Here is a 20,264-nt window from a genome sequence, read left to right as displayed (position 1 = left end):
CGTGAATACGGAACTCGATGCCACCCGCTCCGCGCTCGGCGCCACCGGCCTGGTGGATCGCCTGCGCGCGCTGCTGCACGTGGGGCCGGCCGGCGGCCGCGCCGGCACGGTGAGCCGGCTCGCGATCGACGGCTTGCCCGATGCGTGGACGCAACTGGAAGCCGGCGGCCTGTACGCGATCTACGCGGCCGGCGGCACGCCGGCCTGCGACGCGCTCGTGTGGGAGAGCGCGCGACAGGCACGCACGCGCGACGTGACGGTCGTGCTCGCACGCGACGCGGCGCACGTCGCCGACCAGATGCAGGCGCGCGGCTTTGCAGGCGGCGCGCAGCCGGCCGGCTGGCCGCGCAACCTGAACGTGCTGGCGATGCCGCCCGCGGCCGAGCCGGCCAACGGTGACCACACCGGCACTGGCGCCGGCGCAACCGCGGACGCCCCGCGCCGCGCGGCACCGGGCCCGTTCGCACGGCTGACCGGCGGCCTGCGCGCGCTGAAGCGCTACGGCTTTCGCGCGCGCTCGCTGTATTTCGTCGAAGGCGCGCAGCGCTGGTTCAGCTGGGACGACCCGATCGCGCTCGCCGACGAGGCGCACGCACTCGCCGACTGGTGCCGCACGCGCCGGATCGCGCTGGTGCTGCTGCTCGATCCCGAAGCGACCCGTGCGGGCGGCGCCCTGCGCACCGACGATGCGCCGCTCGTGCGCGATGCGGATCGCACGCCGCGCAGCGGTTTCCACGGTATCTGCTCGGGCGTCGCGCAGTTGCAGCGCACGCACGGCGAGCTGCTGTGGGTCGTCGATTTCTGGCGGGCGGGCGACACGCTCGCGGCCGGCGAAGTGCGGCCGCTGCGCTTCGCGCCGGGTGGCCGGCTGTCGGCGCACGTCGACGGCGGCGCGACCGAGCCCGCGCACCGGATGAAGCTCGCGAGCGACGAGGATCGTGTCGTCGTCAGCCGCGCGGTGCTCGAAGGCACGAACCGCGTGCCGGACGGCTGGGAGATCGTCGAGGACAACGCGGCCGTCGTCGCCGCCTGCGCGCATGCGCAGGCCGCCACCGCGGTGCTCGTGTTCCGCTCGCATGCGCAGCTCGAAGCGTTGTGCGCGGACGTGCACGCGCTGCGCCGCCAGTGCGGCGGTGCGCTGAAGATCGCGGTCGTCGAGCGCGGCGAAGTGCTGCGCCAGCAGTTCGAGATGCTCGTGCTGAGCGTCGGCGCGAGCCGCGTCGTCGCGCGCGACCTGCCGGTCTCGCGGATGCAGGCCGCCGTGCACGCGTTGCGCGGCCAGCTCTATGCGCGGCCCGTCGCGGCCGACTATCGCGCGGCGCTCGCGGCCGCGCTCGGCGATTCGGTGCTCGGCTACCTGCCGGTTGGCGCGTTCTGCCTGCGGATTCGCGCGGTGCTCGATCGCGGCGCCGTGCTCGCGCTGCCGCACACGCTCGCGAAGATCACGCTGCTGCCGGGCGTGTCGCACGTCGACGCGCTGCGCCATTGCAAGCCGCGCCGCGCGGGCGACGTCGTGACGGCCGATGCCGCGCACCTGTACGTGTTCCTGTTCGCGTGCGAACCGGCCGATGCGGAGGACGCGCTCGCGCGCATCTTCGACGTGCCGGTCGACACGCTGTCCGATCGCGTCGTATGCCTCGGCCACGGCAGCATCGACACCGAGCTCAATGCGCTGAAGGCGGAGAACCGGCGCGCGCCGATCGCCGACTACAGTGACCTGTTCGCGGCCACACCGCCGGCGGGCGCGACGCGCCAACCGTCCGTTCGCACCGACCCCGGCGCGGCGTTGCCCGACGCGAGCGAAGTGAGCGGCGCGATCGACGCAATCGATACGATCGTCGCGCTCGAGGCGATCGGTGCGACACCGGCGGCCGCGGCTGTCGGTGCCTCGGCGCCGGAGCCCGTCATTCCCGCCGCGCGCAAGCGCAGCGCCGTCCGCAGCGCGATGCCGCTGCGCAAGGAGGGAGTCGCATGATTGCCGAAATCGTCATCGGTTTCATCGTCGGCATCGTGATCGCGGTGCCGGTGTGGATCGTCGCGCAGCACCTCGGCATCGGCCGCGGTTTTCATGCGCCGCGCGGTATCGACCGGCGCGACGCGGTGCCGTGCGAACTCGTGCCCGTCGCGCTGCGCGGGCGGCTGCTGCCCGATGCGGCGCGCGGCGAGCATAGCGGCGAGGCGGCCCGATGAGGACGATCGCCATTGCGTCGACGACGGGCGGCGCGGGCCGCACGACGCTCACGGCCGCGCTCGCGGTGCTGCTCGCGCGTCGCGGCCGGCCGGTCGTCGCCGTCGAATTCGATGCACAGAACCTGATGGGCGCGACGCTCGGCCTCGATTCGCTGGCCGAGCATGGCCTCGCGCAGAGCCTGCTCGGCGGCGGCGAGCCATGGCATGCCCATACGTGGCGTAACGCCGACGGCGTGCTGTTCGTCCCGTACGGGCAGGTCGACGCGGCCGGCGCCGCCGCGTGCGATGCGCGGCTCGCGGCCGATCCCGCGTGGCTGTCGCGCGCGCTCGACGAGATTGCGCTGCCGGCCGACGGCGTCGTGCTGATCGACACCGCGCGCTATCCGTCGACGCAGACCGAGCAGGCGATTCGCTGCGCGGACCTGACGCTCGTCGTCGTGCCGCCCGAGCCGACCGCGTGCGCGACGACGGCCGCGCGGCTCGGTGCGCTGCGGGCCGGCGGCGGCGAACTGCAGATCGTCGTGAACCGGCTGAATCCGGCGCGCGACATGCAGCGCGACGCGCTCGGCATGCTGCGCGCGGTCGCGGGGCCGGCGTCGATGCTCGAGCAGCGCATCCACGTCGATGCGGCCGTGCCCGAAGCGCTCGCGCGCGGCAGCTGGATCTTCGACGATGCGCCGTATTCGCAGGCGTCGCACGACCTGAACGGCGTCGCGAACTGGGTCGATACGTGGCTGGCGGCGGGCGCCGCCGGTCGCCGCGGAGCGGCGCGATGAACGCGGGCTTCGCGCTGCGCCTGCGTGCGCTCGGCCGTCGTGCGGCCGACTGGCTCGCACGCGGCATCGGTTTGCCGGCGCAGCGCACGCGGGTCGACTGGATCGTGCGGCTGCTCTTCCACGCGCCGCCGCCGGGCCGGCCCGATCACGTGCGCCGCTGGGTGCGCGTCGCGTCCCTTCGGCTCGCGCAGGAGTGGGGCGTGCTGCAGCCGCTCAGCCCGCGCGAATGGCTGTGGCGCGCGATCGTGCGGGCGCCGCGTGCGGCGGACAGCCGGCCCGCGCGCGATCCACTCGCGTGGTTCGACAAGTATGTCGTGCCCGTCTATCTGGCCGGGCGCGCGGTCGGCCGGCGCATCGACGCGCTGCTCGCGCGCCTGCCGTGGGTGCGCTGGGGCGGCTGGCTCGATGCGCGCGCGAACGGCGTCGGCCGACACCGCTGGCTCGCGCCGCTGCTGCTGGTGGCCGGCGCGCTGCTGTGGGCCGCGGCCGGGATGTCGCCGCTGATGCCGGGCGCGCAGTTCGCGTTCTTCGCGATCGTCGCGGTGCTGGCGCTCGCGCTGCGCCGCCTGCCGGGCCATCTGCCGACGCTCGCGCTCGCGTCGCTCGCCCTGCTCGCGACGGTGCGCTACATGTGGTGGCGCACCACGCAGACGCTCGATTTCCGCAGCCCGGTCGAGGCCGTCGCCGGCTATCTGCTGTACGGCGCGGAAGCCTATACGTGGATGATCCTGCTGCTCGGCTTCGTGCAGACCGCCTGGCCGCTCGACCGGCCGATCGTGCCGCTGCCCGACGATCCCGACACCTGGCCGACCGTCGACATCTACATCCCGACCTACAACGAGCCGCTGTCGGTCGTGAAACCGACCGTCTTCGCCGCGCAGAGCATCGACTGGCCGACGGCCAAGCTGCGCGTGTATCTGCTCGACGACGGCAAGCGTCCCGAATTCGAGGCGTTCGCGCGCGAGGCGGGCATCGACTACGTGACGCGCGACGACAACCGCCACGCGAAGGCCGGCAACATCAACCGCGCGCTGCCGAAGACGCAGGGCGAATACATCGCGATCTTCGACTGCGATCACGTGCCGACGCGCTCGTTCCTGCAGACGACGATGGGGGTGTTCCTGCGCGACCCGAAGTGCGCGCTCGTGCAGACGCCGCACCATTTCTTCTCGCCCGATCCGTTCGAGCGCAACCTCGGCACGTTCCGCGAGATCCCGAACGAGGGCAACCTGTTCTACGGCCTCGTGCAGTCGGGCAATGACCTGTGGAACGCGACGTTCTTCTGCGGCTCGTGCGCGGTGCTCAAGCGCAGCGCGCTGGAAGAGGTGGGCGGCGTCGCGGTCGAGACCGTGACCGAGGATGCGCACACGGCGCTCAAGCTGCACCGGCGCGGCTATACGTCGGCATACCTGCCGACCGTGCAGGCGGCCGGCCTCGCGACCGAAAGCCTCGCGGGCCACGTGAAGCAGCGCACGCGCTGGGCGCGCGGGATGGCGCAGATCTTCCGCATCGACAACCCGTTCCTCGGGCGCGGGCTCGGCCTCATCCAGCGGATCTGCTACGGCAACGCGATGCTGCACTTCTTCTACGGGATTCCGCGGCTGGTGTTCCTGACGATCCCGCTCGCGTACCTGTTCTTCCACCTGTACTTCATCAACGCGTCGGCGCTCGCGCTCGCGAGCTACGTGATCCCGTATCTCGTGCTCGCGAACGTCGCGAACTCGCGGATGCAGGGGCGCTACCGCCATTCGTTCTGGGCCGAGGTCTACGAATCGGTGCTTGCGTGGTACATCGCGCTGCCGACCACCGTCGCGTTCTTCAGCCCGAAGCACGGCAAGTTCAACGTGACCGACAAGGGCGGCAAGATCGACGAAGGCTACGTCGACTGGTCGACGTCGAAGCCGTATCTGGTGCTGTTCGGGATGAACGTGCTCGCGATCCTCGCCGGCCTGTGGCGGCTCGTGGCCGACCAGGGCGACGAGGCGTCGACGATCCTGATCACGCTCGGCTGGACCGTGTACAACCTCGCGATGCTCGGCGCGGCGCTGGCCGTGGCGCGCGAGACCAAGCAGGTGCGCGTCACGCACCGGATCGCGATGCGTGTGCCGGCCATGCTGCTGCTCGCCGACGGCTCGACGGCCGCGTGCTTCACGAGCGACTACTCGACCGGCGGCCTCGGCCTCGAAGCGGTGCCGGGGCTCTCGCTCGCCGTCGGCGACACGCTGACGGTGTGCGTGACGCGCGGCGACCGGCCGTTCCCGTTCCCGGTGCGCGTGAGCCGCGTGACGCCGACTCATGTCGGCGTGAGCTTCGACGAACTCACGCTCGAACAGGAGCGCCAGCTCGTGCAATGCACGTTCGGCCGCGCGGACGCGTGGCTCGACTGGCACGAAGGCCAGCGGGTCGACACCCCGCTCGGCGGGCTGAAGGAAGTGTTGCGGATCGGCCTGGACGGCAACGTACGGATGTGGAAGGGTGCGGCGCGCGGCCTGCTGGCCATGCTGGCGCCGAAACTCGATCGGGCGCGCGACTGACGCGGCGCTCATCATGGAGTGGGTTAGATGACGTTCTGGAATCTGTATTTCATCCTGAAGTTCGCGCTGTTCGCGACCGGGCACCTGCAGCCGTTCTGGCTCGCGAACCTCGCGTTCGCGGTGGCGCTCGCGGCGAGCGCACCGATCCGGCGGCGCGCGTGGCGCATCGTCCGGCAGGTCGTGGCGATCGCGATCGCGGTGCCGCTGCTCGCACGCGAGATGCATGCACCGCCGCTCGCCCGGCTCGCCGAAGCCGCGCGCGAAGTGAGCACGTTCCGCCTCGAGTACTGGATGGAGCTGCTGCCGCGCCTGCTGCCGCCGGTGCTGTTGCTGACGGTGGCCGGCGCGCTGATCGTCTACTTCATCGTCAATCGCTGGCTGCGCGTCGCGACGTTCGTGCTGGCCGTGCTGGTCGTGATGCCGTTGTGGCAGGCCGGCAGCGGGCTGATGGCGCGCGTCGTCGCACCGCTTCCGCAGCAGGCGAGCGCCACGGGCACGACGCTCGCCGGCCAGCCGGAGGATCACAACGCCGCGCTCGCGACGTTTCGCACGCAGGAATCGCAGCGGCAGGTCGCGTTCGGCCACCTCGGCAACGATCCATCCGCGCAGTTCGACGTGATCGTGCTGCACATCTGCTCGCTGTCGTGGGACGACCTCGATGCCGCGAAGGTACGCAACCACCCGATGCTGAGTCACTTCGACTACCTGTTCAATAACTTCAGCACGGCCGCGAGCTACAGCGGCCCGGCCGCGATCCGCGTGCTGCGCGCGAGCTGCGGGCAGGAGGCTCACGCCGATCTGTACAAGCCGGCGCCGCAGCAGTGCTACCTGTTCTCGCAACTGGCGAGCGCGGGCTACAAGGTGCAGTCGCTGCTGAACCACGACGGCCACTTCGACAACTTCCTGCAGGTGATCCACGACAACATCGGCGTGCCCGACGCGCCGCCCGTGTCGAACGCGGCCGCGCCGGTCGCGATGCACGCGTTCGACGGCTCGGAGATCAAGAGCGACTACGCGACGCTCGCGAACTGGTACGCGCAGCGCGCGTCGGTGCCGGGCCCGGTCGCGCTGTACTACAACACGATCAGCCTGCACGACGGCAACCGCGTCGTCGGCAGTGCGCTGACGAGCATCGACTCGTATCCGCAGCGCGTGACGAAGCTGATGGACGACTTCGATCACCTGGCCGACCTGATCGCGCAATCGGGCCGCCGCGCGGTGATCGTGTTCGTGCCCGAGCACGGCGCTGCGCTGCGCGGCGACAAGTACCAGGTCGCGGGCCTGCGCGAGATCCCGACGCCGCGCATCGTGCACGGGCCGGTCGGCGTGCGGCTCGTCGGCTTTACCGGCAACCACGGCGCGACGACCGTGATCGACCAGCCGACCAGCTTCCTCGCGCTCGCGCAACTGCTGTCGAACCTCGTGTCGAACAGCCCGTTCAAGCCGGGCACGACGCTCGCACAGTACGCGGCCGACCTGCCGCGCACGCGGATGGTGGGCGAGAACGAGGGCACGGTGACGATGCAGACGGCCGCGGGCTACTCGGTGAAAACTCCGGATGGCGTATGGATCGACGAACAGTAATGCTCCCCGCCGACAGCGACGATGCGCGCCTGTCGCAACCGAACGACGTGCTCGGCCTCGCGCGGCATCTGCCCGCGCTCGATCCCGAGCGTTACGTCGACGAGCAGGCGCGCCGCGCGTTCATCGAGTCGCTCGACCGGTGGCCGACGCTCGCGAAGCTGATGGGGTTGAAGCGGTAAACGTACGACGGCCGGCATGTGTGCCGGCCGTCGCTTGGCCTGCCTGCGGGCGAACCCGCTTGCCGCGCGTTGTGATCTTACTGCGCCTTGCGTTCCGGCTGGCGCGTCCACTCGTGTTCTTCGCCCGGCACCTTGCCGAAGGTCTGGTCGGCCCACGCCGCACGGGCTGCATCGATCTTCGCACGTGCGCTCGACACGAAATTCCATTCGATGAACCGCTCGCCCGGCAGATGCGCACCGCCGAGCAGCATCACGCGGGCGCCGTTCGTGCTCGCGAGCGTCACGGTCGCACCCGGTTCGAGCACGGCCATCGTCGCGGCGGCGAGCGGCGTGCCGTCGATCGAGAGGTCGCCGTCAACGAGGTACACGCCGCGTTCCTCATGTTCGGCATCGAGCGCCAGCGTGCCGTTTGCCGTGAATTGCGCGTACGCATAGAGCGTGGGCGAGAACACGGCGACCGGCGACGTGAGCCCGAACGCGGTACCCGCGATCACGCGCACGCTCGCACCGTCGCGCGTGAACGACGGCAGCGTGTCGGCCGCATGATGGACGAACGCGGGCGCGGTGTCTTCATGCTCGACCGGCAGTGCGACCCAGGTCTGGATTCCGTGGACCGGCTGATCGCGCGGCCGGTCTTCGTCGGGCGAACGCTCCGAATGCACGATGCCGCGGCCGGCGGTCATCCAGTTCACGTCGCCCGGCACGATTTTCTGCCGGAAGCCGAGGCTGTCGTGGTGCATCAGCGAACCGTCGAACAGGTAGGTGACGGTCGCGAGGCCGATGTGCGGATGCGGCAGCACGTCGATGCCGCGGCCGGCCGGCAGCACGGCCGGCCCCATCTCGTCGAAGAAGATGAACGGGCCGACGAGGCGGGCGGCGCGCGCGGGCAGCACGCGGCGCACGACGAGGTTGCCGATGTCGCTTTCGCGCGGCGTGAGCAGGGTCTTGATCGAGGCGGACATGGTGGGGCTCTGGTAGTCGAGGCGGGGCGCGTCAGGCGATCGCCGTGTCGATGGCGATCGGATGCGTGAGGATCTTGTGCACCGGGCACGCGTTCGCGATCTGCAGCAGCCGTTCGCGCTGTTCGCCGGACAGGTCGCCTTCGAGCGTGATGCGGCGCACGATCGTGCTGCCCGCGCTGCCCGATTCGTGCGCGAGCTTCACGTGCACTTCGGTGAGCGGCCAGCCCTTGCGCTGCGCGTACATTTTCAGCGTGATCGCGGTGCACGCGCCGAGGCTCGACAGCAGCAGCGTGACGGGCGCGGGCGCCGCATCGCCGCCGCCGAGCGACGCCGGTTCGTCGGCGCGCCACTGGTGGACGCCATCGCTGAAGTGGACGAGGTAATCGACCGAGCCGATGCTCGCTTCGACGGACAGTTCGCTCATTGCAGTTCCATGTGAAAAAAGGGGAGGCCGGCGGCCGGGCCGGGCGTCACGGTTCGAGCAGCCGCTGCAGCCGCAGTTCCTCGAAATCGAGTTCCGATTCGATCCGGTGCAGCACGGCGTCGTCGACCTTGCCGTCGCGATGCAGGTCGAGCAGCGCGCGGCGCGACACGCCGACGAGGTCGAGTTCGACGCGCAGCATGCGCGAGCGCACGTTGGCCGGCTCGGCACCGTGGCGATGCGCGCGTTCGTTGAAGGTGACGCGGTTCCGGTATTCGGCGAGCAGGCGGTCGAGCGACGGCCGCTCGAGGGTCGAGCCGCGCTGTTCGAGCGCGTCGAGTTCGGCGAGCGCCGCGCCGAACGCATGGGCGCGCACCGCATGCTCGGACATCGTGTGCCGCGCGGCCGGGCGCAGCTTCAGCACGCGGATCAGCGGCGCAAGCGTCCCGCCCTGCACGACGAGCGTGGCGATGATCAGCAGGAACGTGCTGAACAGGATCAGGTCGCGGCCCGGGAAGTTGGCGGGCAGCGCGATCGCGGCCGCGAGGCTCACGACGCCGCGCATGCCCGACCAGCCGAGGACGACGGCTTCGCGCCACGACCACGGTGCGTGGCCGGCGCGCGGCGCGCGCAGGCGGCCCGGCAGCCACATCGCGACGAACACCCACACGATGCGCGCGGCGATCGCGGCGGCGGTGGCGGGCAACGCGACGCGCAGGCCGGCCATCAGCACCGCGCCTTCGTGGTTCACGCGCGCGAGGATCGCATGCAGCGCGAGGCCGATCAGGATGAACACGAGCGCGTCGAGCACGAACACGATCGCTTCCCAGGTCGCTTTCGCCTTGATCCGCATGTCGGCGTCGAACACGCGATGCTGGCGCACGCCGAGCACGAGGCCGCAGGTGACGACCGACAGTACGCCCGAGCCGTCGACGGCTTCCGCGATCCCGTAGCTGCCCCATGCCATCGCGAAGGTCACGACGATGCCGAGCATCGGGTCGCGCAGGCGCGGCAGCACCCAGCTCATCGCATGGCCGCACGCGAGGCCGACCGCGATGCCGATCAGCGTGAGCGAGAAGAACAGGCCGGTGGCGCTCGCGGCCGTGATCGACACGGCGAGCGCGGCCGACACGGCCATCTGGTACAGCAGCAGGCCCGACGCATCGTTGACGAGACTTTCGCCTTCGAGCACCGCGACGAGCCGCGCGGGCAGCGGGTGGCGCTGCAGGACCGCCTTCGCGGCGACCGCATCGGGCGGCGACACGATCGCGCCGAGCGTGAAGCACGCGGCCCATGGCAGCGCGGGGTTCACCGCATGCACCGCGAACGCGACCGCGACGGTCGTGAACACCACCGCGCCGAGCGCGAGCGACGCGATCGACGCAAGCTCCTGCCGGAATTCCTTCCACGCGGTGTAGAACCCGCTCGACATCAGCAGCGGCGGCAGCACGGCCGCGAGCAGCAGCGCCGGGTCCATGTCGGGCACGCGCTTGCCGAAGACCGCGACGACACAGCCGCCGAGCAGCAGCACGACGGCCGGTGGAATCGAGATCCGTTCGGCGAGCCACGTGAGCGCGCCGGCACCGCAGATCAACAGCAGCAGGTAATGAAACAGTTCGACGTTGGTCATGCGTGGCCGGTGCTGAACGATTGCGTCACGACGGCTTGCGGTCGTTCGTGGCGCCGCCGGGCAGCGCGCCGAACATGTGCTGGCTGCACTTCGCGTCGCGCCATGCGGTGTTCAGCCGGTGGCCCGCGAGCATGCGCCGCGCGACCGGCAGGATCTGTTCGCCGGCGAGCATGCCGAGCAGGCCGGTGAGCGCGATGATCGGCGGCGCCGGCGAATTCACGCCGATCGTGCCGTAGATGGCGCCGGCGAGGATGCCGGCGAGCAGCGACAGGACATAGGCTTTCATGATGGGCGTCTCGTGGTCTCGTGATCGAACGACGGATGGCGACGAGTGCATCGTCGAGGTCTCTCGAAGCGTATCGGGTTTACGTGAAGAAAAAAAGGGCGGATTGCCCTTGGGCGACCACCTATTCTGGAATCCGAGTGATTCCATTTTTTGGGTGTTCGCGTCAGAGGATTGCGGTTTTAATGAATCGAGACGGACGAAGCAGATCAAGCGTCGTACCCAACTCGAATCCTCCCGCGTTCGCGGCGAGGAAAGATTCCCCTTTTCCGTTCCAAGGATGATCACGCCATGAGCAACCCGAAGCTTGAAGTACTTACTCCGCAGAACAGCCAGCTGATCTTCATCGACCAGCAGCCGCAGATGGCGTTCGGTGTGCAGTCGATCGATCGCCAGACGCTGAAGAACAACGTCGTCGGTCTTGCGAAGGCTGCGAAGGCGTTCAATATCCCGACCACGATCACGACGGTCGAGACCGAGGCGTTCTCCGGTCATACCTATCCCGAACTGCTCGACGTCTTCCCGAACCAGAAGACGCTCGAACGCACGTCGATGAACTCGTGGGACGACCAGAAGGTGCGCGACGCACTGGCCGCGAACGGCCGCAAGAAGGTGATCGTGTCGGGTCTGTGGACCGAAGTCTGCAATACGACGTTCGCGCTGTGCGCGATGCTCGAAGGCGGTTACGAGATCTACATGGTGGCCGACGCATCGGGCGGCACGTCGCAGGCCGCGCACGATTTCGCGATGCAGCGGATGGTGCAGGCCGGCGCTGTGCCCGTGACCTGGCAGCAGGTCATTCTCGAGTGGCAGCGCGACTGGGCGCGTCGCGACACGTACGACGCGGTGATGGCGGTCGTGAAGGAGCACTCGGGCGCGTACGGGATGGGCGTCGACTACGCATACACGATGGTTCACAAGGCCGCGCAGCGTACCGCGACGCCGCACGAGTCGATCCCGGCCGTACCGGCGAAGTAACGGGCGACCGGCCGCGATCGTGGCAACGGTCGGCCGCGGCGATCTGCTGTCGCCGGCCGTCGCCCGCTCAGGCTGCCGGCAGTGCCCACGGCGCGTGCGCGAAGTGTTCCGCCAGGAAGTCGAGCAGCACCGTCACGCGCGCGGCGCGCAGCATGCCGGGCGGCGTGACGAGGTTGACGTTGATGTCGGCGATCTTCCAGTCCGCCATCACTTCCTCGAGCTCGCCGCTCTGCATGGCTTCCCACACCAGGAACTCCGGCTGAAGGGCAAGGCCATGACCGGCGATGAGCGAGGGGACGATCACGTCGGCGTTGTTGGTGCGGATGCGTCCGTGCACGTTCACGCCGAAGTCGTCGCCCGAGTTCGGTTGGCGAAAGCGCCAGTGCTCGGGTGTCGGCAGGTTGGTGTAGGTGAGGCACACGTGCTTCTCGATGTCGCGCGGATGCATGGGCCGGCCATGACGGTCCAGATACGCCGGCGACGCGACGAGCGGGCGGCGCACCGCGCACAGACGGCGCGAGCGCAGCGACGAATCGCTCAGCTCGGCGATGCGGATCGCGACGTCGAAGCCGCCGGACACGATGTCGACGATGTGATCGGAGAGCACGAGGTCGATGTCGACGCGCGGATAGCGCTCGAGAAACGCGGGCAGCACCGGCGACAGGTGGCGCACCCCGAACGACATCGGCGCATTCACGCGCACGAGGCCATGCGGTTCGAGCGCCTGCGCGGACGCTTCGCTCTCGATCAGTTCCGCATCGGCGAGCAGCCGGATCGCGCGGTCGCGCAGCAGTTCGCCGGTCGGCGTGAGCGACAGCTTGCGCGACGTGCGGTACAGCAGCATCGCGCCAAGGCGCCTTTCGAGGCGCGCGATGGCTTTCGACACCGTCGGCTGCGTGACGCCGAGCAGGTCGGCGGCTTTCGCGAACGAGCCCGTCTCCGCGACGCGCGCAAAGATGGCCCAGGCTTCGAGATCAGGAAGGTGTTGCATGGTCGGAAAGAGTGGCAGGGAAGCGAAGTGGATACGGCGCGCAGCATGCGGCCGGCGCGAAGCGACTCATTCTAATCCGGTCAGGGAGAAAAATCGTTATGGAATCTTATCTATGGTCGCTGTCGGCCGGCGTACTGGTCGGCGTCGTATACAGCGTGATCAAGGTGCGTTCGCCAGCGCCGCCACTCATTGCGCTGATCGGTCTGGCCGGCATGCTGATCGGCTCGCAGGCCATCGGCTCCATCCGTCACTGGCTCGGCTTCTGACCGCATCGAGGACATATTAATGAGCTCAACTGATAATCAACCGGATCTGATCCTGCACAACGGGCGCATCACGACGCTCGATCGTGCGAACCCCGTCGCCACCGCCGTGGCGATCAAGGACGGCCGCTTCGTCGCGGTCGGCGCCGAAGCGGACGTGATGCCGCTCGCAGGCCGCGCGACGAAGGTCGTCGATCTCGATTGCCGCAGCGTGCTGCCTGGCCTGATCGACAACCATACGCACGTGATTCGCGGCGGCCTGAACTACAACCTCGAGCTGCGCTGGGATGGCGTGCGTTCGCTCGCGGTCGCGATGGAGATGCTGAAGCACCAGGTCGCGATCACGCCTGCGCCGCAATGGGTGCGCGTGGTCGGCGGCTTCACCGAACACCAGTTCGCCGAGAAGCGCCTGCCGACGATCGACGAACTCAATGCGGTCGCGCCCGATACGCCCGTGTTCATCCTGCACCTGTACGACCGCGCGCTGCTGAACGCGGCCGCGTTGCGCGTGGTGGGCTACACGAAGGACACGCCCGAGCCGCCGGGCGGCACGATCCTGCGCGACGCCGCGGGCAACCCGACCGGCCTGCTGCTCGCGAACCCGAACGCGACGATCCTCTACGCGACGCTCGCAAAAGGCCCGAAGCTGCCGTTCGAGTACCAGTACAACTCGACGCGCCACTTCATGCGCGAACTCAATCGTCTTGGCGTGACGGGCGTGATCGACGCGGGCGGCGGATCGCAGAATTATCCCGACGACTACGAGGTGATCCGCAAGCTGCACGACGCGGGCGAGATGACGGTGCGGATCGCGTACAACCTGTTCACGCAGAAGCCGAACGCGGAGAAGGAAGACTTCGTGAACTGGACGAAGAGCGTCAAGTACCACGATGGCACCGACTACTTCCGCCACAACGGCGCGGGCGAGATGCTGGTGTTTTCGGCGGCCGATTTCGAGGATTTCCGCGTCGCGCGCCCCGACTTGCCGGCGCAGATGGAGGACGATCTCGAAGGCGTCGTGCGCGTGCTTGCGCAGAACCGCTGGCCGTGGCGCATGCATGCGACCTACGACGAAACGATCAGCCGCGCGCTCGACGTGTTCGAGAAGGTCAACGAGGACATCCCGCTCGACGGGCTGAACTGGTTCTTCGATCACGCGGAAACGATCTCGGAACGCTCGATGGACCGCATCGCCGCGCTCGGCGGCGGCATCGCGGTGCAGCACCGGATGGCGTACCAGGGCGAATACTTCGTCGAGCGTTACGGCGCGCAGGCGGCCGAGGCGACGCCGCCGGTCGCGAAGATGCTCGAGAAGGGGCTCAAGGTGTCGGCCGGCACCGACGCGACGCGGGTCGCGTCGTACAACCCGTGGGTGTCGCTCGCGTGGCTGGTGACGGGCAAGACGGTCGGCGGGATGCGGATGTATCCGCAGCGCAACCTGCTCGATCGCGAGACCGCGCTGCGCATGTGGACCGAGTATGTGACGTGGTTCTCGAACGAGGAAGGCAAGAAAGGGCGCATCGCGGTGGGCCAGCTCGCCGACCTGATGGTCCCGGATCGCGATTTCTTCACGTGCGCGGAGGACGATATCGTCGATACGACTGCACTGCTGACGGTGGTCGGCGGCCGGATCGTGTGGGGCGCGGGGCCGTTCGCGTCGCACGATGCGCCGATTCCGCCCGCGATGCCCGACTGGTCGCCGGTGCGCGAGTACGGCGGCTACGGCGGCTGGGGCGCGACGCAGCGCAACGGCGCGCCGCTGCAGCGGGCCGCGGCGGCCGCGGCGATGTGCGGTTGCGCAAGCGCGTGCGGCCTGCACGGCCATGCACACGCGAACGCGTGGAGCCGCGCGTTGCCGACGTCGGACGCGAAGGGCTTCTGGGGCGCGTTCGGCTGTTCGTGCTGGGCGGTCTGACATGGCGACCCCGACCCAACACGTCGGCGCCGGCAACCCGGCGTGGGTCCGCGCGCTGCTCGCGCAGCCGTGGGTCCTGCCGCTCGCGCGGCTGGCGCTGGTGTCCGCGTACCTGATCGGCGGTATCGCGAAGGCGCTGGACTTCCATGGCGCGGTCGCCGAGCAGGCGCATTTCGGGCTGCAGCCGGCCGCGCTGTGGGCGGCGCTCGCGATCGCAGTCGAGATCGCCGGCTCGCTGTGCATCGTGCTGGGCCGCTTCACGTGGCTCGGCGCGGGCAGCCTCGGTATGCTGACGCTGGTCGCGATGGGGGTGGCCAACGATTTCTGGAACCGTACGGGCGCCGAGCATTTCATGGCGCTCAACAGCTTTTTCGAGCATCTCGGGCTGATCGCCGCACTCGTGCTCGCGACCGTGCTCGCCGATGCGAAGCGCGTGGACGGCGATGTCCGCGCGTGACCGATTGCACTATTCGATGACACAACAAGGAAACCTGATCATGATGACCATTCGATCCGCACTGTGCGCGCTGACGATCGCGGCCGGCTGCGTCGCGGCGCCGGCGACGTTCGCGAAACCGCCGGTGCCGCCCGCGCCGGTGCCGGTGCTGGCCGTGGGTCCGCAATACGACACGACACACGTGTGCGTGGCGCCGGAAGACTTCGACCGCTTCACCGACAGCTTCGTCGCGACGTTCGGCGGCAAGAAGTCGAAGCAGGGCGTGTTCCAGGTCACGCCCACGCCGAGCCAGACGATGTCGCAGCTCGTGCTCACGCCGGTCGGCACGATCTCGGTGTTCGGCTTCAAGACGCCGATCCCGTATCCGTTCTGCGCGGAGCGCACCGGTTATCTCGTCACCGACATGGACGTCGCGATGAAGACGGCGCGCGCGCACGGTGCAGACGTGATCGTCGACACGTTCCCCGATCCGATCGGCCGCGACGCGATCATCCGCTGGACCGGTGGCCTGAACATGCAGCTCTATTGGCATACCGAAGCGCCGCGCTACGACACGCTGGAGACGGTGCCCGAGAACCGCGTGTACGTGTCGCCGGAAAGCGTGCGCAAGCTGGTGCACGATTTCGTGAAGTTCTCGAACGGCAAGGTGGTATCCGACACCCTCAAGGCGTCGGGCATCGAGATCGGCCGGCCGAACGACACGTATCGCCGCATCCGCATCGAATCGGGCTTCGGCAAGATGACCGTGCTCGTGACCGACGGCCACCTGCCTTACCCGTTCGGCCGCGAGATGACCGGTTACGAAGTGCACGATCTCGCCGCGACGCTGGAGAAAGCCAAGGCAGCCGGCGTGACCGTGCTCGTGCCGCCGTTCACGTCGGACGGCCGTGACGCGGCGCTCGTGCAGTTCCCGGGTGGCTACGTCGCCGAAATCCACGCGAGCGCGGCGCGATGAAGCACGAGGATACGATCCTTGCCGCGGTGGCCGGCTTCGTCGACACGCTGAGCTTCGTCGCGCTGTTCGGGCTGTTCACCGCGCACGTGACCGGCAACTTCGTGCTGATCGGCGCGGGCATCGCGGGCTTCGGCCAGGGTGTCGTGCTGAAGCTCAGCGTGTTTCCCGCGTTCGTCTGCGGCGTGATCGCGAGCAGCCTGATCGCGCGGTCGATGTCCGGGCGGCCCGCCTGGCAGGGCACGCGCACGCTGCATGCGGTGCAGGCCGTGCTGCTGCTCGGCTTCTGCGCGGCCGGCGTATGGGCGACGCCCGTCACGCAGCCCGACAGCCTGCCGGCGCTCGTGGCCGGCATCGTCGGCACGTTCGCGATGGGCGTGCAGAACGCGCATCCGCGCGTGATTGCGCGCGCCGGCGGCGTGCCGAACACGGTGATGACCGGCAACGTGACGCAGGCGATCCTCGACGTCGTCGACATGCTGTCCGCCGGCACGGCCGAGGCCGCGCGCGCGGCGGCGCGGGCGCGCTTCGGCAAGATGCTGCCGGCGATCGTGGCGTTCGCGCTCGGTGCCGCATGCGGCGCGCTCGGGTTCCGCTTCGTCGGGTTCTTCGCGCTGCTCGCACCGGTCGGCGCGCTCGCGACGCTTGCCCTGTGCGCGGCACAAACGGCGGGTACGACCACACAGGAGCGCGCATGATCGAGCGGGGAGGGAGGGGACATCACGGCCGGCACGCGGCGCGTGCCGCGCGCGTGTCGATCGTCGTGGGGCTGCTGTTCGCGGGCGCCGACGCGGCATGCGCGCAAACGGCGGCGGCATCGACGCCGGCTTCCACGCCGGCGCAGGAGCCGGCGCCGGCCGCGTCATCGGCAACGGCAACGCCAACGACATCGGCAACGCCAACCGCCGCTGCCGCATCGACCTGCACGGCCAAGCGCCCCGTGGTGCTGTTCAACCGCTGGCAGGAAGACTGGTCGGTGCTCGCGAATCCGTGCGTGCCGCGCGTACCCCTCGACGGCTTGAAATACCTTCCGCTCGGCAACGATCCGTCCTCCTATCTGTCGCTCGGCGTGAACCTGCGCGAGCGTCTCGAGACCAATGACGCGCCGCTGTTCGGCATCGGTTCAGCGCAATCGGATACGTACCTGATCCAGCGCATCGAAGTGCATGCCGATGCGCATCTCGGCCAGCACTGGCAGTTCTTCGTGCAGTTGCAGGACGCCCGCGCGTTCGGCAAGAACACGGTGTCGCCGGTCGACAAAAATCCGCTCGATCTCGAGCAGGCGTTCGCGACCTACACGGGCGCGCTCGGCGGCGGCACGTTCAAGTTCCGCGTCGGCCGGCAGGAGATGGCGTTCGACTTGCAGCGTTTCATCGCCACGCGCGACGGCCCGAACGTACGGCAGGCGTTCGATGCGGTCTGGGCCGTCTACGAGTACCAGAAGTGGCGCTTCATCGGCTATGCGACGCAGCCGGTGCAGAACCGCAACGCGTCCGATTTCGACGACGTGTCGAATCGCGATCTCACGTTCAGCGGCGTGCGCGTCGAGCGGCAGTCGGTCGGGCCGGGCGACCTGTCCGGCTATTGGTCGCGCTACAACCGCAACAACGCGCGGTTCCTCGACGCGAGCGGTCCCGAGCATCGCGACGTGTGGGACGTGCGCTACACGGGCACGCTGGGGCGCTTCGACTGGGACCTCGAAACGATGCTGCAGACCGGCACGGTCGGCAACGCGACGATCGGGGCGTGGGCCGTCGGGTCGATCGCCGGCTACAAGCTCGACGCGCCGTGGTCGCCGCGCATCGCGCTGCAGGTCGACGCGGCGTCGGGCGACCGGCATCCGCACGATGGCCGCGTGAGCACCTTCAACCCGCTGTTTCCGAACGGCTATTACTTCACGCTGGCCGGCTATACGAGCTATGCGAACCTGATTCACGTGAAGCCGTCCGTGACGCTGAAGCCGTCGGCGAACCTGTCGCTGCTCGGTGCGCTCGGCTTCCAGTGGCGCGAGACGACCGGCGACGCCGTCTATCAGCAGCCGAACATCCCGGTGCCGGGCACGGCGGGCAAGGGCGGGTTGTGGACCGGGATGTACGTGCAGCTGCGCGCGGACTGGACGATTGCCGCGAACCTCATCGGTGCGATCGAGGCCGTGCATTTCCAGGTTGGCGATGCGATCCGCCAGGCGGGCGGGCACAACGCCGACTATGTCGGCGTCGAGCTGAAGTATGGGTGGTGACGGCGGCGCGCAGCCACCCGCACGCGACGTGAAAAAGGGCAGCCCCGTGGGGCTGCCCTTCGTTCGTCCGGGGCGGCGGCGTGGCCGGCCCGTTCGCGGTGACGGCGATGCCGTTACAGGTTCGGCGACAGTTGCAGCGCGTTCGTCAGGTCGCCCATCGGCTGCGCGCCGTTGGCCTTCAGCGCGTCGTCGCGCTGTTGCAGGCCCGCGAGGCGCGGCAGCGAGAAGCGGCGCGTGATGAAGCGCAGGATCGAGCCCGTGTCGTATTGCGTATGGTCGACGAAGCCCTTCTTCGCGTACGGCGACACGATCAGCGCCGGAATGCGGGTGCCCGGGCCCCAGCGGTCGGCATTCGGCGGCGCGGCATGATCCCAGAAGCCGCCGTTTTCGTCGTACGTGACGACCACGACCATGTTCTTCCACTGCGGGCTTGCCTGCAGGTGCGCGATCACGTCGGCGATGTGCTGGTCGCCGGACGTGACGTCGGTGTAGCCCGGGTGCTCGTTCAGGTTGCCCTGCGGCTTGTAGAACGTGACCTGCGGCAGCGTGCCCGCATCGATCGCCTTGATGAACTCGGCGCCGTTCGCGCCGCCGTCGAGCAGGTGCTGCGCGCGGCTCGCGGTGCCCGGCGCCTGGTTCGCGAAGTAGTTGAACGGCTGGTGGTGCGGCTGGAAGTTCGGCGTCGACAGATCGGCACCGTAGATCACGTTCGACGTGCCGTTCTGGCTCGCCTGCAGCGCCTGGCCCCACGCGCCGCTGTACCACGCCCACGACACGCCCGCGTTGGTCATCAGGTCGCCGATGTTGGTCGCCGTCTGCGGCGGCATCGTCGACGGATTGGCCGGGTCGGCGAGCAGCGGATCGCCGCCCGTGGCCGCCTTGTTGCCGCTCGGCTGGTACGCCGGCTGCATCGTGTTGATGCCGTAGAAGTCAGGCGTCAGCGCGCCGTCGTTGACGAACTTCGGCGGCCCGCTCAGCGCCGAGGCCGGCGAGTTCGCGGCGACCTTCAGCGACTTGCCGTCGGCGTTCAGGACTGCGATCTTGCCGGCCGCCGGGCTCTTGTCCGCGTTGGCATAGAACGGCGCGCACGCGCAGATCAGGTACTGGTGGTTCAGGAACGAGCCGCCGAACGCACCCATGAAGAAGTTGTCGGCGAGCACGTACTGCTGCGCGACCTTCCACAGCGGCAGCTTCGACGGGTCGGCGGTGTAGTGGCCCATCGTCAGGCCGCCCGCATCGGTCCACGCGGCATACATGTCGTTCTTGCCGCCGTTGATCTGCATCTGGTCCTGGTAGAAGCGGTGCACGATGTCGCGCGTCGCGATGCTCATCGACTGGTTGAAGCCTTTCGGATCGTCGATCGCGAACGGCGTGTTCGGCAGGTTCGCCGTCATCGCCTCGGTCACCGCCGGCGTGATGCCGGTCGCGGTCAGGCCGCCCCAGATCTTCGGCAGCGTCGCCATCGTCGAGCCGTCGCGATCCTTTTGCACCGAGTTCGCGGCCGTGGCGTTCTGCAGGCCGTTCGCGCCGGGGAAGTTGCCATACAGGTTGTCGAAGCTGCGGTTTTCCGCGTAGATCACGACCACGTTCTTGACGGCCGACAGGCCTTGCTGCGTGACATCGTCGCCGCCGCAGGCGGTCAGGCTGAGCGCGGCCGCGAGGGCGATCGGCGTATAGCGAATCCAGGCGTGCTTCTTCATGCGATGTTCTCTCTTTCGTCGTTTGTCGCGTGTGGGAACCGGGTTGAGGTACGGCCGGCGCGGGCATTGCGAGGCACCGACCGGTTGCGCGCATTATCTGGAACCGATTTGACAGGCGGGTGTAGGGCTGCTTTCAATTGACTGTCGGTGGAACGTCATGCAACGGTCATGGAACTGACATAAGCTCCGGCCGATTGCCCACCGCTACAA

General features: G+C 69.0%; 19 protein-coding genes. 13 read left to right on the top strand and 6 right to left on the bottom strand.

The annotated features are described in order from the left end of the window. Position 1 precedes the first annotated feature (1 nt). The 6 genes from bcsE to LGM56_RS19915 are packed head-to-tail and all read left to right on the top strand — an operon-like array spanning position 2 to position 7,263. Positions 2-1,975, top strand: a complete 1,974-nt coding sequence (gene bcsE, locus LGM56_RS19940; protein ID WP_226206564.1) for a cellulose biosynthesis protein BcsE — start codon at positions 2-4, stop codon at positions 1,973-1,975. Next, complete coding sequence (locus LGM56_RS19935) at positions 1,972-2,190, top strand: hypothetical protein (RefSeq protein ID WP_089439809.1); 219 nt, start codon at positions 1,972-1,974, stop codon at positions 2,188-2,190. The genes bcsE and LGM56_RS19935 overlap by 4 nt, the downstream gene beginning before the upstream one ends. Beyond that, on the top strand, positions 2,187-2,966 hold the full coding sequence (gene bcsQ, locus LGM56_RS19930) for a cellulose biosynthesis protein BcsQ (RefSeq protein WP_089494632.1): 780 nt from the start codon (positions 2,187-2,189) through the stop codon (positions 2,964-2,966). The genes LGM56_RS19935 and bcsQ overlap by 4 nt, the downstream gene beginning before the upstream one ends. Further along, positions 2,963-5,500: a UDP-forming cellulose synthase catalytic subunit gene (gene bcsA, locus LGM56_RS19925; RefSeq protein ID WP_226206562.1), complete on the top strand. Its 2,538-nt coding sequence runs from the start codon at positions 2,963-2,965 to the stop codon at positions 5,498-5,500. The genes bcsQ and bcsA overlap by 4 nt, the downstream gene beginning before the upstream one ends. A gap of 27 nt (positions 5,501-5,527) precedes the next feature. Then, a complete protein-coding gene (gene bcsG, locus LGM56_RS19920; RefSeq protein ID WP_226206560.1) occupies positions 5,528-7,084 on the top strand; it encodes a cellulose biosynthesis protein BcsG in 1,557 nt (518 codons plus the stop codon). Further along, positions 7,066-7,263, top strand: a complete 198-nt coding sequence (locus LGM56_RS19915) for a hypothetical protein (RefSeq protein ID WP_089456034.1) — start codon at positions 7,066-7,068, stop codon at positions 7,261-7,263. The genes bcsG and LGM56_RS19915 overlap by 19 nt, the downstream gene beginning before the upstream one ends. A gap of 77 nt (positions 7,264-7,340) precedes the next feature. On the opposite strand, the gene LGM56_RS19910 is transcribed toward LGM56_RS19915, so the two are convergent. The 4 genes from LGM56_RS19910 to LGM56_RS19895 are packed head-to-tail and all read right to left on the bottom strand — an operon-like array spanning position 7,341 to position 10,562. Further along, positions 7,341-8,225, bottom strand: a complete 885-nt coding sequence (locus tag LGM56_RS19910) for a pirin family protein (RefSeq protein WP_226206558.1) — start codon at positions 8,223-8,225, stop codon at positions 7,341-7,343. Positions 8,226-8,256: 31 nt separating this feature from the next. Next, positions 8,257-8,649, bottom strand: coding sequence for an OsmC family protein (locus LGM56_RS19905; protein WP_226206556.1), 393 nt, complete (start codon positions 8,647-8,649; stop codon positions 8,257-8,259). A gap of 46 nt (positions 8,650-8,695) precedes the next feature. Beyond that, on the bottom strand, positions 8,696-10,276 hold the full coding sequence (locus LGM56_RS19900) for a Na+/H+ antiporter (RefSeq protein ID WP_226206554.1): 1,581 nt from the start codon (positions 10,274-10,276) through the stop codon (positions 8,696-8,698). A 25-nt stretch (positions 10,277-10,301) separates the two neighbouring features. Then, positions 10,302-10,562, bottom strand: a complete 261-nt coding sequence (locus LGM56_RS19895) for a XapX domain-containing protein (RefSeq protein WP_226206552.1) — start codon at positions 10,560-10,562, stop codon at positions 10,302-10,304. 288 nt (positions 10,563-10,850) lie between these two features. Between LGM56_RS19895 and LGM56_RS19890 the strand changes: the two genes are divergently transcribed. After that, entirely contained in the window at positions 10,851-11,537 is a 687-nt protein-coding gene (locus tag LGM56_RS19890; RefSeq protein WP_046545426.1) for a hydrolase, read from the top strand. Positions 11,538-11,604: 67 nt separating this feature from the next. On the opposite strand, the gene LGM56_RS19885 is transcribed toward LGM56_RS19890, so the two are convergent. Next, positions 11,605-12,528: a LysR family transcriptional regulator gene (locus LGM56_RS19885; protein WP_226206551.1), complete on the bottom strand. Its 924-nt coding sequence runs from the start codon at positions 12,526-12,528 to the stop codon at positions 11,605-11,607. A 98-nt stretch (positions 12,529-12,626) separates the two neighbouring features. Between LGM56_RS19885 and LGM56_RS19880 the strand changes: the two genes are divergently transcribed. The 6 genes from LGM56_RS19880 to LGM56_RS19855 are packed head-to-tail and all read left to right on the top strand — an operon-like array spanning position 12,627 to position 18,354. After that, positions 12,627-12,794 carry a DUF1427 family protein gene (locus tag LGM56_RS19880; protein WP_089456038.1) on the top strand — a complete coding sequence of 56 codons (168 nt, stop codon included), beginning with the start codon at positions 12,627-12,629 and terminating at the stop codon, positions 12,792-12,794. A gap of 19 nt (positions 12,795-12,813) precedes the next feature. Next, the gene (locus LGM56_RS19875; RefSeq protein WP_226206549.1) at positions 12,814-14,706 is read left to right on the top strand and encodes an amidohydrolase; all 1,893 of its coding nucleotides are present in this window, start codon (positions 12,814-12,816) and stop codon (positions 14,704-14,706) included. A gap of 1 nt (position 14,707) precedes the next feature. Next, positions 14,708-15,163: a DoxX family protein gene (locus LGM56_RS19870; protein ID WP_226206546.1), complete on the top strand. Its 456-nt coding sequence runs from the start codon at positions 14,708-14,710 to the stop codon at positions 15,161-15,163. A 40-nt stretch (positions 15,164-15,203) separates the two neighbouring features. After that, positions 15,204-16,118, top strand: a complete 915-nt coding sequence (locus LGM56_RS19865; RefSeq protein ID WP_226206544.1) for a VOC family protein — start codon at positions 15,204-15,206, stop codon at positions 16,116-16,118. Further along, positions 16,115-16,813 carry a YoaK family protein gene (locus tag LGM56_RS19860; RefSeq protein ID WP_089425142.1) on the top strand — a complete coding sequence of 233 codons (699 nt, stop codon included), beginning with the start codon at positions 16,115-16,117 and terminating at the stop codon, positions 16,811-16,813. Before LGM56_RS19865 ends, LGM56_RS19860 begins: the two co-directional genes overlap by 4 nt. Continuing rightward, positions 16,810-18,354: an alginate export family protein gene (locus LGM56_RS19855; protein WP_226206542.1), complete on the top strand. Its 1,545-nt coding sequence runs from the start codon at positions 16,810-16,812 to the stop codon at positions 18,352-18,354. The genes LGM56_RS19860 and LGM56_RS19855 overlap by 4 nt, the downstream gene beginning before the upstream one ends. A 113-nt stretch (positions 18,355-18,467) precedes the next feature. On the opposite strand, the gene LGM56_RS19850 is transcribed toward LGM56_RS19855, so the two are convergent. Next, positions 18,468-20,054, bottom strand: coding sequence for an acid phosphatase (locus LGM56_RS19850; protein ID WP_226206541.1), 1,587 nt, complete (start codon positions 20,052-20,054; stop codon positions 18,468-18,470). Positions 20,055-20,264: the final 210 nt, after the last annotated feature.

The sequence above is a fragment of the Burkholderia sp. AU38729 genome (genome assembly GCF_020419725.1).
Classification (GTDB): Bacteria; Pseudomonadota; Gammaproteobacteria; order Burkholderiales; family Burkholderiaceae; genus Burkholderia.
This window is presented reverse-complemented; position numbering and strand designations above follow the sequence as displayed.